The organism is Mycobacterium sp. 1165178.9 (genome assembly GCF_001673555.1).
In the GTDB taxonomy this organism is placed as follows: Bacteria; Actinomycetota; Actinomycetes; order Mycobacteriales; family Mycobacteriaceae; genus Mycobacterium.
Genome location: NZ_LZMB01000175.1, coordinates 1 through 13,166 on the forward strand (window position 1 = coordinate 1; position 13,166 = coordinate 13,166).

General features: G+C 65.5%; 15 protein-coding genes and 1 pseudogene. 10 read left to right on the top strand and 6 right to left on the bottom strand.

The window, feature by feature from the left end:
• From A5652_RS08500 to A5652_RS08515, 4 genes are all read right to left on the bottom strand, one after another.
• Nucleotides 1-356: MaoC family dehydratase N-terminal domain-containing protein (locus A5652_RS08500; protein WP_197513843.1), on the bottom strand; the 356-nt coding region annotated here is incomplete at its 3' end.
• Nucleotides 353-1,516 carry an acyl-CoA dehydrogenase FadE29 gene (gene fadE29 / locus A5652_RS08505; protein ID WP_067349153.1) on the bottom strand — a complete coding sequence of 388 codons (1,164 nt, stop codon included), beginning with the start codon at nucleotides 1,514-1,516 and terminating at the stop codon, nucleotides 353-355. The genes A5652_RS08500 and fadE29, both read right to left, overlap by 4 nt.
• Nucleotides 1,507-2,532, bottom strand: coding sequence for an acyl-CoA dehydrogenase family protein (locus A5652_RS08510; protein ID WP_067349157.1), 1,026 nt, complete (start codon nucleotides 2,530-2,532; stop codon nucleotides 1,507-1,509). Before A5652_RS08510 ends, fadE29 begins: the two co-directional genes overlap by 10 nt.
• A complete protein-coding gene (locus A5652_RS08515; protein WP_067349163.1) occupies nucleotides 2,532-3,782 on the bottom strand; it encodes a cytochrome P450 in 1,251 nt (416 codons plus the stop codon). The genes A5652_RS08510 and A5652_RS08515 overlap by 1 nt, the downstream gene beginning before the upstream one ends.
• Before the next feature lie 132 nt (nucleotides 3,783-3,914).
• Here A5652_RS08515 and A5652_RS08520 point away from each other — a divergent pair, with 132 nt between their 5' ends.
• The 6 genes from A5652_RS08520 (at nucleotide 3,915) to A5652_RS08545 (ending at nucleotide 8,380) form a co-directional block, all read left to right on the top strand.
• Nucleotides 3,915-5,078, top strand: a complete 1,164-nt coding sequence (locus A5652_RS08520) for a steroid 3-ketoacyl-CoA thiolase (RefSeq protein WP_067349167.1) — start codon at nucleotides 3,915-3,917, stop codon at nucleotides 5,076-5,078.
• 19 nt (nucleotides 5,079-5,097) lie between these two features.
• On the top strand, nucleotides 5,098-5,484 hold the full coding sequence (locus A5652_RS08525; RefSeq protein ID WP_067349170.1) for a hypothetical protein: 387 nt from the start codon (nucleotides 5,098-5,100) through the stop codon (nucleotides 5,482-5,484).
• A gap of 51 nt (nucleotides 5,485-5,535) precedes the next feature.
• Nucleotides 5,536-5,988 (top strand): nitroreductase family deazaflavin-dependent oxidoreductase, encoded by a 453-nt coding sequence (locus tag A5652_RS08530; RefSeq protein WP_067349175.1) that lies wholly within the window; start codon nucleotides 5,536-5,538, stop codon nucleotides 5,986-5,988.
• Between the two features lie 38 nt (nucleotides 5,989-6,026).
• Nucleotides 6,027-6,479 (top strand): nitroreductase family deazaflavin-dependent oxidoreductase, encoded by a 453-nt coding sequence (locus A5652_RS08535; protein ID WP_067349180.1) that lies wholly within the window; start codon nucleotides 6,027-6,029, stop codon nucleotides 6,477-6,479.
• A gap of 301 nt (nucleotides 6,480-6,780) precedes the next feature.
• Complete coding sequence (locus A5652_RS08540) at nucleotides 6,781-7,971, top strand: cytochrome P450 (protein ID WP_067349185.1); 1,191 nt, start codon at nucleotides 6,781-6,783, stop codon at nucleotides 7,969-7,971.
• Between the two features lie 19 nt (nucleotides 7,972-7,990).
• Nucleotides 7,991-8,380, top strand: a complete 390-nt coding sequence (locus A5652_RS08545; protein WP_067349188.1) for a DoxX family protein — start codon at nucleotides 7,991-7,993, stop codon at nucleotides 8,378-8,380.
• A gap of 194 nt (nucleotides 8,381-8,574) precedes the next feature.
• On the opposite strand, the gene A5652_RS08550 is transcribed toward A5652_RS08545, so the two are convergent.
• Complete coding sequence (locus A5652_RS08550) at nucleotides 8,575-9,480, bottom strand: SDR family oxidoreductase (protein ID WP_067349192.1); 906 nt, start codon at nucleotides 9,478-9,480, stop codon at nucleotides 8,575-8,577.
• Between the two features lie 14 nt (nucleotides 9,481-9,494).
• Nucleotides 9,495-10,253, bottom strand: coding sequence for an SDR family oxidoreductase (locus A5652_RS08555; protein WP_067349206.1), 759 nt, complete (start codon nucleotides 10,251-10,253; stop codon nucleotides 9,495-9,497).
• Nucleotides 10,254-10,348: 95 nt separating this feature from the next.
• Between A5652_RS08555 and echA20 the strand changes: the two genes are divergently transcribed.
• The 4 genes and pseudogenes from echA20 to ipdC form a co-directional block, all read left to right on the top strand.
• Entirely contained in the window at nucleotides 10,349-11,107 is a 759-nt protein-coding gene (gene echA20, locus A5652_RS08560; RefSeq protein ID WP_067349195.1) for a (7aS)-7a-methyl-1,5-dioxo-2,3,5,6,7,7a-hexahydro-1H-indene-carboxyl-CoA hydrolase, read from the top strand.
• 74 nt (nucleotides 11,108-11,181) lie between these two features.
• Nucleotides 11,182-12,066: a cholesterol ring-cleaving hydrolase subunit IpdA gene (ipdA, locus tag A5652_RS08565; protein WP_067349198.1), complete on the top strand. Its 885-nt coding sequence runs from the start codon at nucleotides 11,182-11,184 to the stop codon at nucleotides 12,064-12,066.
• The gene (gene ipdB / locus A5652_RS08570; RefSeq protein ID WP_067349203.1) at nucleotides 12,063-12,815 is read left to right on the top strand and encodes a cholesterol ring-cleaving hydrolase subunit IpdB; all 753 of its coding nucleotides are present in this window, start codon (nucleotides 12,063-12,065) and stop codon (nucleotides 12,813-12,815) included. The genes ipdA and ipdB overlap by 4 nt, the downstream gene beginning before the upstream one ends.
• Nucleotides 12,815-13,166, top strand: a pseudogene (gene ipdC, locus A5652_RS08575) ((3aS,4S,5R,7aS)-5-hydroxy-7a-methyl-1-oxo-octahydro-1H-indene-4-carboxyl-CoA dehydrogenase); the annotation flags it as partial. The gene ipdB and the pseudogene ipdC, both read left to right, overlap by 1 nt.

Consider the following 13,166-nt stretch of genomic DNA (forward strand, 5'->3'; position numbering starts at 1 on the left):
GTGACCTGCTCGCCGGGACGCAGATAGCGGTGGTAGGTCTGCTCGCAGTTGGTCGCGACCACACCGATGTAGCCGGCGTCGTCGAACAACTTCATGATCGGGCCCATGGGGTCGTCGGTCGGGCGTTCGCCACCCAGCCCGAACATGGTCCACACCTGAATCATGGCCGGCGGCGCGACGATTCCGGGATGACCGGCGGCCTGGGCGGCGGCCTCGTCGACGTAGATCGGGTTGGCATCGCCGATCGCCTCGACCCAGTTGTTGATCGTCGGCTGGTTCACCGGATCCCGGGCGTCGCGCGGCGCAGCGACAACGGTGGCGGTGATTTCCGCAACCGCTTCCTTGATATCCGTCATCGAGGCACCCTCGGCACCTTGAGTCCGGACGCGGCGATCATCTCGCGCATCACTTCGTTCACGCCACCGCCGAAGGTGATGACCAGGTTGCGCTTGGTCTGCGAGTCCAGCCAGTTGAGCAGCTCGGCGGTGTCCGAATCGGCGGGGTTGCCGTACTTGCCGACGATCTCCTCAGCGAGGCGCCCGATGTACTGGATGCGTTCCGTGCCAAAGACTTTCGTCGACGCGGCGTCGGCCACGTTGATGTCCTCACCCGCGGCCGCCACCTGCCAGTTGAGCAGTTCGTTGATCCGCCACATCGCATGGATCTCGCCGAGCGCCCGCTTGACATCCTGGTGGTCGATCGGCGTCACGCCGTCACTACCCGGCTTGGAGGCCCACGCGTGCACCCGGTCGTAGATGCCGGCGGTGCGGCCGGCGGGGCCCAGCATGACCCGCTCGTTGTTGAGCTGAGTGGTGATCAGCCGCCACCCGGCGTTCTCCTCGCCGACCAGCATGTCGGCGGGCACGCGCACGTCGTTGTAGTAGGTGGCGTTGGTGTGGTGGGCACCGTCGGACAGGATGATCGGCGTCCAGGAGTAGCCGGGATCCTTGGTGTCGACGATCAGGATCGAAATGCCCTTGTGTTTCACGGCTTCCGGGTCGGTGCGGCAGGCCAGCCAGATGTAGTCCGCGTCGTGGGCGCCGGTGGTGAAGATCTTCTGCCCGTTGACGATGTACTCGTCGCCGTGGCGCACGGCGGTCGTCCGCAGGGAGGCGAGGTCGGTGCCGGCCTCGGGCTCGGTGTAGCCGATCGCGAAGTGAACCTCACCGGCAAGAATGGCCGGCAGGAACTTCTTCTTCTGTTCCTCGCTGCCGAACTGCTGCAGCACCGGACCGACGGTCTGCAGCGTCACCGCGGGCAGCGGCACATCGGCCCGATGCGCCTCGTTGACGAAAATCGACTGCTCGATGGGGCCGAAGCCCAAGCCGCCGAACTCCTTTGGCCATCCGACGCCGAGCTTACGGTCCTGGCCCATCCGCCGAATCACCGCGCGGTAGGCCTCGTTGTGCCGGTCCTGCTCCATCGCTTTCATCTCGTCGGACGAGATCAGATTCGAAAAGTATTCCCGTAGTTCCGCTTGCAGCTGGCGCTGCTCCGGAGTCAGGTCTATGAACATTGCGCTCCCACCAGATCGAGACGATGAGAAGAACCGCCCAGCAGCCGGGACAGGTCTTTGATCGTGGAGTAGTACCGGTGCATCGGATAGGTGATGTCCATCCCCATCCCGCCGTGCAGGTGATGGCAGATCTGCATGACCGGCGGCGCCTGCGACGTGATCCAGTAGCCGAGGACATCCAAGTCGTCTTGTACTTGCGGGGCCGATCCGCCCCTTTCCGACAGCCCCCAGGCAACCGACTTCGCCACTAAATTGATTGTGCGCGAGGCGATGTAGACCTCGGCGAGCTGGGCGGCGACGGTCTGGAAAGTCGACAGTGGCTTGCCGAACTGCTTGCGGTTGGCCACGTAGTCGGCGGTCAGGCGCAGTGCCCCGGCCACCAGGCCGTCGGCGTAGGCGCCGATGGCGGCCAGCGCCAACTGGTTGACCCGGGGCGCCGTCGCGCCCGCCAAGACGTCGGAGTCTTCGACCGCGACGTCGGCGAACGTGACCGTGTATTCCTCCGAGGCGTTCGAGGTCGGGGTTTGAACCATCTCGACGCCGTTGGCCTTCGATGACACGACGACGACCGCACTGTCGGCCGTAACGATGATCCAATCCGCTTGTTTGGCATAGCCGACGCCGACCTTGGTGCCCGACAACCGGCCGCTGGCGAAGGCGGTCGAGGGCCGGTCCGGCAGCGCGGCACCCGGCTCATTGAGTGCGGCGGTCAGCACGACGCCCTTGGCGACGCCGGCCAAAAACCGATCCTGCTGCTCGTCGGAGGCGAGGTCAAGCAGCGGCAGGACACCGAAACCCAGCGTCGCCAAGGCCGGCGTGATGGCGCCGTGGCGGCCGATCTCCGTGAGCACAGTGGTGACCTCCGGCAGACCCACACCGTCGCCACCGAGGCGCTCGGGCACCGGCAGTGCGGTCACGCCGCCGTTGACCAAAGCGTCCCAACTCAATTCACGCTCGAACACCGACGTGACGACATCGGCGACGGCCTGCTGCGTCGCGGTGAGGTCGAAGTCCATCAGGACGTCACCGCGGGCTTGCCGGCGTAGTCCACCTGCCAATGCTTGATGCCGTTGAGCCAGCCCGACCGCAACCGCTCGGGCTCACCGATCGGCTTGAGGTCCGGCATGTGATCGGCAACCGCGTTGAAGATCAGGTTGATCGTCATGCGGGCCAGGTTCGCACCGATGCAGTAGTGGGCTCCGGTGCCGCCGAAGCCGACATGCGGGTTCGGGTCGCGCAGGATGTTGAAGCTGTGCGGGTCTTCGAAGACCTCTTCGTCGAAGTTGGCCGACCGGTAGGACATCACCACCCGCTGGCCCTTCTTGATCTGCACGCCGCCCAACTCGGTGTCCTCGTTGGCGGTGCGCTGGAAGGCCGATACCGGGGTGGCCCAACGGATGATCTCGTCGGCCGTGGTCGACGGGCGCTCCTTCTTGAAGAGCTCCCATTGCTCGGGATTGTCGGCCATCGCGATCATGCCGTGGGTGATCGAGTTGCGAGTGGTCTCATTGCCCGCCACGGCCAGCATGACCACGAAGAAACCGAACTCGTCATCGGAGAGCTTCTCCCCGTCGATGTCGGCCTCGATGAGCGTGGTGACAATGTCGTCGGTGGGGTTCTTGCCTCGCTCTTCAGCCATGGCCATTGCGTAGGTGATGAGCTCCACCGATGACTGCGCGGGATCGACGTGGGCGTACTCGGGGTCGGTGCCGCCGGTCATCTCGTTGGACCAGCGGAACAGCTTGTCACGATCCTCCTGGGGAACGCCGAGCAGACCCGCGATGGCTTGCAAGGGCAGCTCGCACGACACCTGTTCGACGAAATCGCCGCTGCCCTCTTTCGCGGCGGTCTTGGCGATGTTCTGGGCGCGCTGGGCCAGTTCGGCTTCCAGCCGCCCGATGGCACGCGGCGTGAACCCACGGGAGATGATCTTGCGCAGCCGGGTGTGGTGCGGCGCGTCCATGTTGAGCATGACGCTGCGCTGCAGCTCGACCTGCTCCCGTTTCATCTCCGGCGGCCAGGTGGGGATGGCCCCGTTCATCCAGCTCGAGAAGATGTCGCTGCGCTTCGACACCTCCTTGACGTCGGCGTGCTTGGTGACGATCCAATATCCGTGGTCCTCGAACCCGCCGGCGCCATTCGGGATGTCAACCCAGTGGATGGGCTCTGCCTTACGCAGCTGGGCGAGCTCCTCGACGGGCAACCCGGCAAGGTTGACGTCGGGGTCAAGAAAGTCGAAGTCGGCGGGAATGTTGGGGGGTGCCATGTAGGGTGCGCTCCTTTTACAACACTAATTGCAACGTGTTCTAGTGCCAGTAAAACACGCCTCCTGCGCAGATAAAAGGCAGGTCACCATCCTCGCTTGTCAGAGTAATGAAACGTGTTCTAGCCTGACGGAATGGGTAACCCTGTCATCGTCGAAGCCACTCGTAGCCCCATCGGCAAACGGAACGGGTGGCTGTCCGGTCTGCACGCCACCGAGTTACTGGGGGCCACGCAGAAGGCTCTTGTGGAGAAGGCCGGCATCGACGCCGGCGACGTCGAGCAGATCGTCGGCGGCTGCGTCACGCAATTCGGCGAGCAGTCCAACAACATCACGCGCGTCAGCTGGCTCGTCGCGGGCCTGCCGGAGCACGTGGGTGCGATGACCGTGGACTGCCAGTGCGGCAGCGGCCAGCAGGCCAACGGCCTGGTCGCCGGTCTTATCGCGGCGGGTGCGATCGACGTCGGCATCGCCTGCGGGATCGAGGCCATGAGCCGCGTCGGGCTCGGCGCGAACGCGGGTCCCGACCGCACCGTCCTGCGGCCGTCGTCGTGGGACATCGACCTTCCCGACCAGTTCACCGCGGCCGAGCGGATCGCCAAGCGGCGCGGCATCACTCGTGACGAGATCGACGAGTTCGGCCTGGCGTCCCAGACCAAAGCCAAGCAGGCGTGGGAAGAGGGCCGTTTCGATCGTGAGATCTCCCCGATCGAGGCCCCGGCGCTCGACGAGAACAAACAACCGACGTCCGAGCGCGTCACCATCAGCCGCGACCAGGGCCTGCGCGACACCACGCTGTCGGGCCTCTCCGCGCTTAAGCCGGTCCTCGAGGGCGGAATCCACACGGCGGGAACGTCGTCGCAAATCTCCGACGGCGCGGCGGCCGTGCTGTGGATGGACGAGGACAAGGCCAAGGCGCTTGGACTGCGGCCGCGGGCCCGCATCATCAGCCAGGCGCTGGTCGGGGCCGAGCCGTACTACCACCTGGACGGCCCGGTGCAGTCGACGGCGAAGGTGCTGGAAAAGGCCGGGATGAAGATGGGCGACATCGACATCACCGAGATCAACGAGGCGTTCGCCTCGGTGGTGCTGTCGTGGGCACGGGTGCACGACCCGGACATGGCCAAGGTCAATGTCAACGGCGGGGCCATCGCGCTGGGGCACCCGGTCGGCAGTACCGGCAGCCGGCTGATCACCACGGCGCTGCACGAGCTGGAACGCACCGACCAGACCACCGCGCTGATCACCATGTGCGCGGGCGGCGCCCTGTCGACCGGCACGATCATCGAGCGCATCTAGCGTTCGATCGTTGTCAGTTGTGAGCGTCTCCGACGACAGCCGCATCGCCGCGGCGCAGACCTACATCGACGCGTTGGTCAACCACGACGGTGACGCCGTTCCGTTCGCCGCCCACTGCACCCGCATCGAGCAGGGAATCAAAAACGGCTTCTCGGGAAACCACTTGCGGCGCAGCCTTAATCGTGGAATCCAGTACCGGTTGCTCGCGGACACGACGCCACCGGACTACCGCATCGACGGTGACCAGGTGTACGCGGCCTACCAGGTGCTGACCAAAGCGGCGTTCGGCGGCCGGCGGCTCGCCGCGCATGTCCACGAGACCTTCGTGATTCCGGCCGAGAGCGCAAGCGGGAAAGCCGAAATCCACCACATCAAGGTTCGCTTCCAACCCTTCATTCATCGGTAACGATGCAGCCCGCAAAGCGGAGCCGCCCAGACCCAGCACGAAGGAACGCCCATGCCGAAACCGAAGCCACGTTCACTCGATGCTCCCTGGGTCGGCTTCATCATCAAGTGGATGGCCAAGAGCAACGCGTGGATCTATAAGCGCAGCAACGGAAGATTCGGCAACACCTTCCAGAAGGCCCCGGTCGCGCTGCTCACCACCACCGGCCGCAAGAGCGGCGAACCCCGGGTCAGCCCGCTGCTCTACCTGCGCGAGGGAAACCGCGTGATCCTGGTCGCCTCCAAGGGCGGCAGCGACAAACACCCCCAGTGGTACTTCAACCTCAAGGCCAATCCCGCAGTCTCCGTGCAGATCAAGGACGAGGTCCTGCAGCTGCGGGCCCGGGACGCCACCGAGGCGGAACGCGCCGAGTACTGGCCGAAGCTGGACGCCATGTATCCCTCGTTCGACGACTACCGGGCCTGGACCGATCGGGTCATTCCGATCGTCATCTGCGACCCCTGAGTTTTCATTTCGCCCGGGCGGGGAATCAGCAGGGCACCATGCCCGGCCACCACTGGATTCGCAACTCGCGCCCGATTGCACTGCTGCTCAAATATTTCGCGCGCGCCCATATCTGGGTGTACCGACGAACCAACGGCAAGGTCGGGGCCAGGCTGCTGCGGTTCCCGGCCGCGTTGCTGACCACCACCGGACGCAAATCCGCCGAGGCACGGACCACCGCGACGCTGTACCTGCGCGACGGCGAACGGGTGATCCTGCCCGCGTCCTTCGGTGGGCGCGACGAGGACCCGCTGTGGTATCTCAACCTCAAAGAGAATCCCGACGTGCGAGTGCAGATCCGCGCCCAGCGCCTGGACCTGGTCGCGCGCGACGCCACCGACGCTGAGCGCGAACGGTATTGGCCCCGATTGACGCGGATGTACCCGCCCTACCGCAAGTACCGCGAGACCGCCGATCGGGTCATCCCGCTTGTGGTCTGCGAGCCTCGCTAGGCGTGCGACCTCTCAGTCGATGGCGGCAGATTTTCTATGCAACACCCGTCGGCTTCGGCAGTGGCCGTACCTGAGAACTTCACTGCTCCCGATGCGCCGACCGGCTGGTGACGTGGTAATGCCCCTTCGCATCGTCTCGGCCGCGCCAGCCCGCCGTTTGGTCGATTCCCGGCTGCGGTGGACGAGGTCACATTACCCACTTGAGGATTTCGTCAGTCATATTGACTGAGCCTCTCGTCATGTGTGATGATTTCGTCAGAAAGCAGTGCCGTACCCGCCGGCAGCGCCGAGAGGAGAACCGATGCGCCGCACACCGGCCGGTATCCCGGTATACAAGCCAAACATCTACTCTCGCGACGCCATCCTCGATCCTTACCCGCATTACCAGCGGTTGCGCGGGCTAGGGCCGGTGGTCTGGTTGGCCAAGCAGAAGGCGTACGCGCTTCCGCGCTACGCCGACTGCAAGGCGGCGTTGCGTGATGACAAGACATTCCTATCGGGCAGGGGTGTCTCCCTGAATCCGATCACCAACCGCTTGTCCCGAGGCACGACGCTCAATAGCGATGGCGGCGAACATGATCAGCGACGCAGATTGGTCGCGCACCGGCTATTGCCGCGCGCATTGCGCGAGATCAGCGAGAGTGTGGACGCTACGGCGGCCATGGTCGTCGATGCCGCGCTTGCCAAAGGTGACGTCGATGGCGTTAACGAGCTCGCGGCCGCCCTGCCGCTGGCCGTGGTGCCCGACCTCATCGGTTGGCCACGGAACCATCGGGACCGCCTCATCGGATGGGGCGGGGCGACCTTCGACGTCCTCGGCCCGCTTAACTGGCAAGCGATCAAATCGACGCCTCGAGCGATGCAAATGCTCCGCTTCGCGCGCCGCGTCGTACGTGAGCGGACCGTTCTCGACGGCAGCATGGCAGACGAGCTCCTCACTGCCGCCGACGAAGGAAAGCTGTCACATCGCGAGTGTCCGCCGCTGATGGTTGACTATCTCGCCCCGTCGATAGATACCACAATGAGCGCCATCTCAAATGCGTTGTATCTCTTTGCGAGCCATCCTGAGCAATGGCGGCTCCTCAAAGAGGACCCGGCCTTGCTGACGAATGCCATCAATGAAGTCGTCCGGTACGAGCCACCGCTGCGTGCATTCGCGCGTTGCGTGGGACGACAGACTGAAATCGTCGGCGTCGCGGTGCCGTCCGGCGCCCGGGTTCTCGTCCTGTACGCCTCGGCCAACCGAGACGAACATGAATGGGAAGAACCCGAAGTCTTCGACATCCGCCGCGACGCCGGCCGTCAAATCGGGTTTGGACAAGGTGCGCACGCCTGCGCCGGCCAAGGTCTGGCGCGTTTGGAAACCGCAGCAATGCTGCGCGCCCTGATCGAACGTGTAGACCGTATCGAGGTCACTGGTCGTCCGACATGGGCGATCAACAACATAATTCACCGCCACGAAGCCTTGCCGCTCAAACTCATTCCCGCATAAGTCAGGGACTTGGAGGGTTGTGCACGTTACATTTATCGTCGTATCGATCATCCTGGGGCTGGTCATGGCCGGCACGGGAGTGCCAAAGCTGCTACAGCTCAGACCTACTCGTGCGAGTGCGGAACACCTTGGGGTAAGCGTCTCATTAGACCGGATGATCGGTGTTGCCGAAATCGCCGCAGCAATTGGCCTTTCGATTGGAATCGCTTCGCCACTCCTTTCGATCGTCACGGGTGCTGCGGTCTGCCTGCTCATGTGCGGCGCCCTCGGCTACCACATCAAAGTCCGGGACAAGATCTCGGCAATGCTCCCAGCGGTATTGACCGCTGGGGTGGCCATGGCTGTGGTGGCGCTGGCCGCCGCTGCACCCGCTAGCTCGTTTTTACCGGTGCTGCAGATGGATCACTGAGAACTCAGTGAAACTGCTACCGTCGGCTGCCCAGTCTTCGCTGTCCGGCCGTTCGCGCCACGCTTCCGCCGGAGCGCCATGCATGCGTCCGCAGTCGCTGGATGCGCGAAGGCATGTGCCACCGGAGAACTGACGCACTGGGGATCACCTTCGGTCGGTCGAAGAGCCTCGGAACCGGTTGCACAATCCAGCGGCTAGGCGCCGTAGACCGGAACCGGCCGGCGCGCCTTGGCGAGCAGATCGGCAACGACGCGTCCCAGCTCCGCGGGGTCCCACTTCGCGCCCTTGTCGATCTCCGGCCCATGGGCCCAGCCCTCGGCGACCCGGATCTTGCCGCCCTCGACCTCGAAAACCTTGCCGGTGACGTCGCGCGATTCGGCGCTGCCCAACCAAACCACCAGCGGTGAAACGTTTTCCGGGGCCATGGCGTCGAAGTCCTGATCCTGCGTCGCCATCATCTCGGCGAACACGGTCTCGGTCATGCGAGTACGGGCCGAGGGCGCGATGGCGTTGACGGTGACGCCGTAGCGCCCCATCTCCGCGGCACCGACCAACGTCAGCGCCGCGATGCCGGCCTTGGCCGCGCTGTAGTTGCCCTGCCCGACGCTGCCCTGCAGGCCGGCGCCCGAGCTGGTGTTGATGATCCGGGCGTCAACGGTTTTGCCCTCCTTGGACAGCCCACGCCAGTACGACGCGGCATGGCGCATCGTGGCGAAGTGGCCCTTCAGGTGCACGGCGATGACGGCGTCGAATTCCTCTTCGCTGGTGTTGGCTATCATCCTGTCGCGCACGATGCCGGCGTTGTTCACCAAAACGTCCAGGCCGCCGTAGGTTTCGACGGCGGTCTTGATCAGGCTCGCCGCCTGGTCCCAATCCGCGATGTTGGAGCCGTTTGCGATGGCTTCGCCACCGGCGGCGGTGATTTCGTCGACGACGCTCTGGGCGGCGCTCCCGCCGCCGGCCGGCGAACCGTCCAGGCCCACCCCGATGTCGTTGACCACCACCCGCGCGCCCTCTTCCGCGAAGGCCAGCGCATGCGCGCGACCGATACCGCCGCCCGCTCCGGTGACGATGACGACGCGGCCGTCAACCACTCCCATTGTTTGTGTCTCCTCTACTTGACCGCGCTGGCGGTCGTGGTGGACAGATAGTGCGGCGGTTCGCCGCCGCCGTGCACCTCTAGCGAGGCCCCGCTGATATAGGACGCCACGTCGGACGCCAGAAACGCTGCGGCCCATCCGACATCCGCGGGCGTGGCCAGCCGGCCCAGCGGCACATTCTTGGAGATCGCCGCGATGGACTCGGCGTCGCCGTAGAACAGATCGGCCTGTTCGGTTTCGACCATGCCAACCACGCAGGCGTTCACTCGAACCTTCGGCCCCCATTCCACCGCCAGCGTCTGGGTGAGGCTTTCCAGGCCGGCCTTGGCCGCCCCGTACGCTCCGGTGCCGGGTGAGGGTCGGCGGCCGGACAGGCTGCAGATGTTGATGATCGACCCGCCGCGTTCCTGGCTTTGCATCTGCGCGTTGGCATGCTGCGAAATCGACAGCGCGCCAATCAGATTCAGCTCGATGATCTTGCGGTTGAACTTGGCGCTGGATTCCGCGGTCAGCACGTAGGGCGAGCCGCCGGCGTTGTTGACGACCACGTCGAGCCGGCCGTGCCGGTCGATGATGGTGTCGATCAACCCCTTGACGGCGTCGTCGTCGCGGACGTCGCAGGAGTGGAATTCATACGGCAATCCCTCGACGGCCCGCCGCGCACAGGTGACGACGGTGGCGCCCTGCTCGGCGAAAACGGAGCTGATGCCGGAACCCACCCCGCGAACACCGCCGGTGACGAGAACGACCCGCCCGGCCAGCCCCAAGTTGATGGCTTCAAACGGGGGGCATGCTTGGGCGCGAGTCACTGTGCTAGCGTACCAAGCAAGTGCTTGCTTAGGTAGTTACCCCACAAGGAAGTGGCACCTTGCCCATCACATCCACCACCACCGAACCGGGCATCGTCGCGGTTACCGTCGACTTCCCGCCCGTCAACGCCATCCCCTCGCGCGGCTGGTTCGAACTTGCCGACACCATCACCGCCGCCGGCCAAGATCCCACCACCCACGCGGTGATCCTGCGCGCCGAGGGCCGCGGCTTCAACGCCGGGGTCGACATCAAGGAGATGCAGCGCACCGAGGGATTCACCGCCCTGATCGACGCCAACCGCGGCTGCTTCGCCGCGTTCCGCGCGGTCTACGAATGCGCTGTGCCCGTCGTCGCGGCCGTGAATGGATTCTGCGTCGGCGGCGGCATCGGGCTGGTTGGCAACTCTGACGTCATCGTGGCCTCCGACGACGCCACCTTCGGGCTGCCCGAGGTGGAACGCGGCGCGCTCGGCGCGGCGACGCACCTGTCGCGACTGGTTCCGCAGCACATGATGCGGCGGCTGTTCTTCACCGCGGCCACCGTCGACGCCGCCACCCTGCACCACTTCGGCTCGGTGCACGAGGTGGTGCCGCGCGACGAGCTCGACGAGGCCGCGTTGCGGGTCGCGCGCGACATCGCTGCCAAGGACACCCGCGTCATCCGGGCGGCCAAAGAGGCGCTGAACCTGATCGACGTACAACGGGTCAACTCGAGTTACCGCATGGAGCAAGGCTTTACGTTCGAGCTCAACCTCGCCGGGGTGTCCGACGAGCACCGCGACGCGTTCGCTGGTACGACGAAGGGTGAGAAGGCTTAGCCGCCGACGACGATGATGGAAGGAGCAGCGATGAGGTGGGGGCACCGCCCGCTTGCGGGGGAGAGCGGCGAATAGTGGCCGACAAGAGAACCACCCTCGATAAGGCCGTCGCGCAATTGCGCAGCGGCATGACGATCGGTATCGGCGGCTGGGGATCGCGGCGCAAGCCGATGGCGTTCGTGCGTGCGCTGCTGCGCACCGACATCACCGACCTGACCGTCGTCACCTACGGAGGGCCGGACCTGGGCCTGCTGTGCTCGGCCGGCAAGGTCAAGCGGGTCTACTACGGATTCGTCTCGCTCGACTCACCGCCCTTCTACGACCCCTGGTTCGCCAAGGCCCGTGCCAACGGCGCGATCGAGGCCCGGGAGATGGACGAAGGCATGCTGCGCTGCGGACTGCAGGCCGCCGCGCAACGCCTGCCGTTCCTGCCGATTCGGGCCGGGCTGGGCAGCTCGGTGCCGGACTTCTGGGAGGGCGAACTGCAGACGGTGACCAGCCCGTATCCGGCACCCGGCGGCGGGCACGAGACGTTGCTCGCGATGCCCGCGCTGCGGCTTGACGCCGCATTCGCGCACCTCAATCTCGGTGATGCGCAAGGCAATGCGGCCTACACCGGGATCGACCCGTACTTCGACGACCTGTTTTTGATGGCCGCCGAGCGGCGCTTTTTGTCGGTGGAGCGCGTCGTGTCCACCCAAGAATTGGTCAAGGCGGTCCCCCCGCAGGCACTGCTGGTGAACCGCATGATGGTCGACGGCGTGGTGGAGGCGCCAGGCGGAGCCCACTTCACCACCGCCGCACCGGATTACGGCCGCGACGAGAAATTCCAGCGGCACTACGCCGAGGCAGCCTCGACGGACGAGGGTTGGCAGCAGTTCGTGCAGACCTACCTGTCGGGCAGCGAAGACGATTATCAGGCGGCCGTCCGCGCTTTCAAAGAGGAGGCCTCGTCATGAGCGGCGACGCGATCACCCGGCCCGAGGTCTGCGCGGTCGCCTGCGCCGAACTGTTCAGGGATGCCGGCGAGATCATGGTCAGCCCGATGACGAACATGGCCTCGGTCGGGGCCCGACTGGCCCGGTTGACCTTCTCGCCGGACATCCTGCTGACCGACGGCGAGGCGCAGCTGCTGGCCGAGACCCCCGCCCTGGGCGCGTCCGCACCCGTCGAGGGCTGGATGCCGTTCGGTCGGGTCTTCGAAACCCTGGCCTGGGGCCGGCGCCACGTGGTGATGGGCGCCAATCAGGTTGACCGCTTTGGCAATCAGAACATCTCGGCGTTTGGCCCGCTGCAGCAGCCCAAACGCCAGATGTTCGGTGTCCGTGGTGCGCCCGGCAATGCGATCAACCACGCGACCAGCTACTGGGTGGGCAATCACTCCAAGCGGGTGTTCTGCGAGAAGGTCGACATCGTCTGCGGAATCGGGTGGGACAACGTCGACGCCGACAACCCGGCATTCCGCTTCGCCAACACGTATCGGGTGGTGTCGAACCTCGGCGTGTTCGATTTCGGCGGGCCGGACCGCACGATGCGGGCGGTGTCGCTGCACCCCGGCGTCGCGGCGGACGAGGTCCGCGAGAACACCTCGTTCGACATCCACGGCCTGGACGCCGCAGAGGAGTCCCGGCTGCCGACCGACGACGAGCTGCGCCTGATCCGCGAGGTTATCGACCCGAAGGCGCTGCGCGACAGAGAGATCCGTTGATGAGGCTGCGCACGCCGCTGACCGAGCTGGTCGGTGTCGAGCACCCGGTCGTGCAAACCGGGATGGGTTGGGTGGCCGGCGCCCGGCTGGTTTCGGCGACCGCCAACGCCGGCGGGCTGGGCATCCTGGCCTCGGCCACCATGACTCTGGACGAATTGGCGACGGCCATCGGCAAGGTCAAGGCCGCCACCGACAAGCCGTTCGGCGTGAACATCCGCGCCGATGCCGCCGACGCCGGCGACCGCGTCGACCTGATGATCCGCGAAGGCGTCAAGGTGGCGTCCTTCGCCCTGGCGCCCAAGCAGGAACTCATCGCCCGGCTCAAAGATGCCGGTGCCGTGGTGATTCCGT

Bases quoted from the DNA above. Each gene is read 5' to 3' on its own strand.
- fadE29 (WP_067349153.1), bottom strand. From the start codon at position 1,516: ATGTTCATAGACCTGACTCCGGAGCAGCGCCAGCTGCAAGCGGAACTA.
- A5652_RS08510 (WP_067349157.1), bottom strand. From the start codon at position 2,532: ATGGACTTCGACCTCACCGCGACGCAGCAGGCCGTCGCCGATGTCGTC.
- A5652_RS08515 (WP_067349163.1), bottom strand. From the start codon at position 3,782: ATGGCACCCCCCAACATTCCCGCCGACTTCGACTTTCTTGACCCCGAC.
- A5652_RS08520 (WP_067349167.1), top strand. From the start codon at position 3,915: ATGGGTAACCCTGTCATCGTCGAAGCCACTCGTAGCCCCATCGGCAAA.
- A5652_RS08530 (WP_067349175.1), top strand. From the start codon at position 5,536: ATGCCGAAACCGAAGCCACGTTCACTCGATGCTCCCTGGGTCGGCTTC.
- A5652_RS08535 (WP_067349180.1), top strand. From the start codon at position 6,027: ATGCCCGGCCACCACTGGATTCGCAACTCGCGCCCGATTGCACTGCTG.
- A5652_RS08540 (WP_067349185.1), top strand. From the start codon at position 6,781: ATGCGCCGCACACCGGCCGGTATCCCGGTATACAAGCCAAACATCTAC.
- A5652_RS08550 (WP_067349192.1), bottom strand. From the start codon at position 9,480: ATGGGAGTGGTTGACGGCCGCGTCGTCATCGTCACCGGAGCGGGCGGC.
- ipdB (WP_067349203.1), top strand. From the start codon at position 12,063: ATGAGCGGCGACGCGATCACCCGGCCCGAGGTCTGCGCGGTCGCCTGC.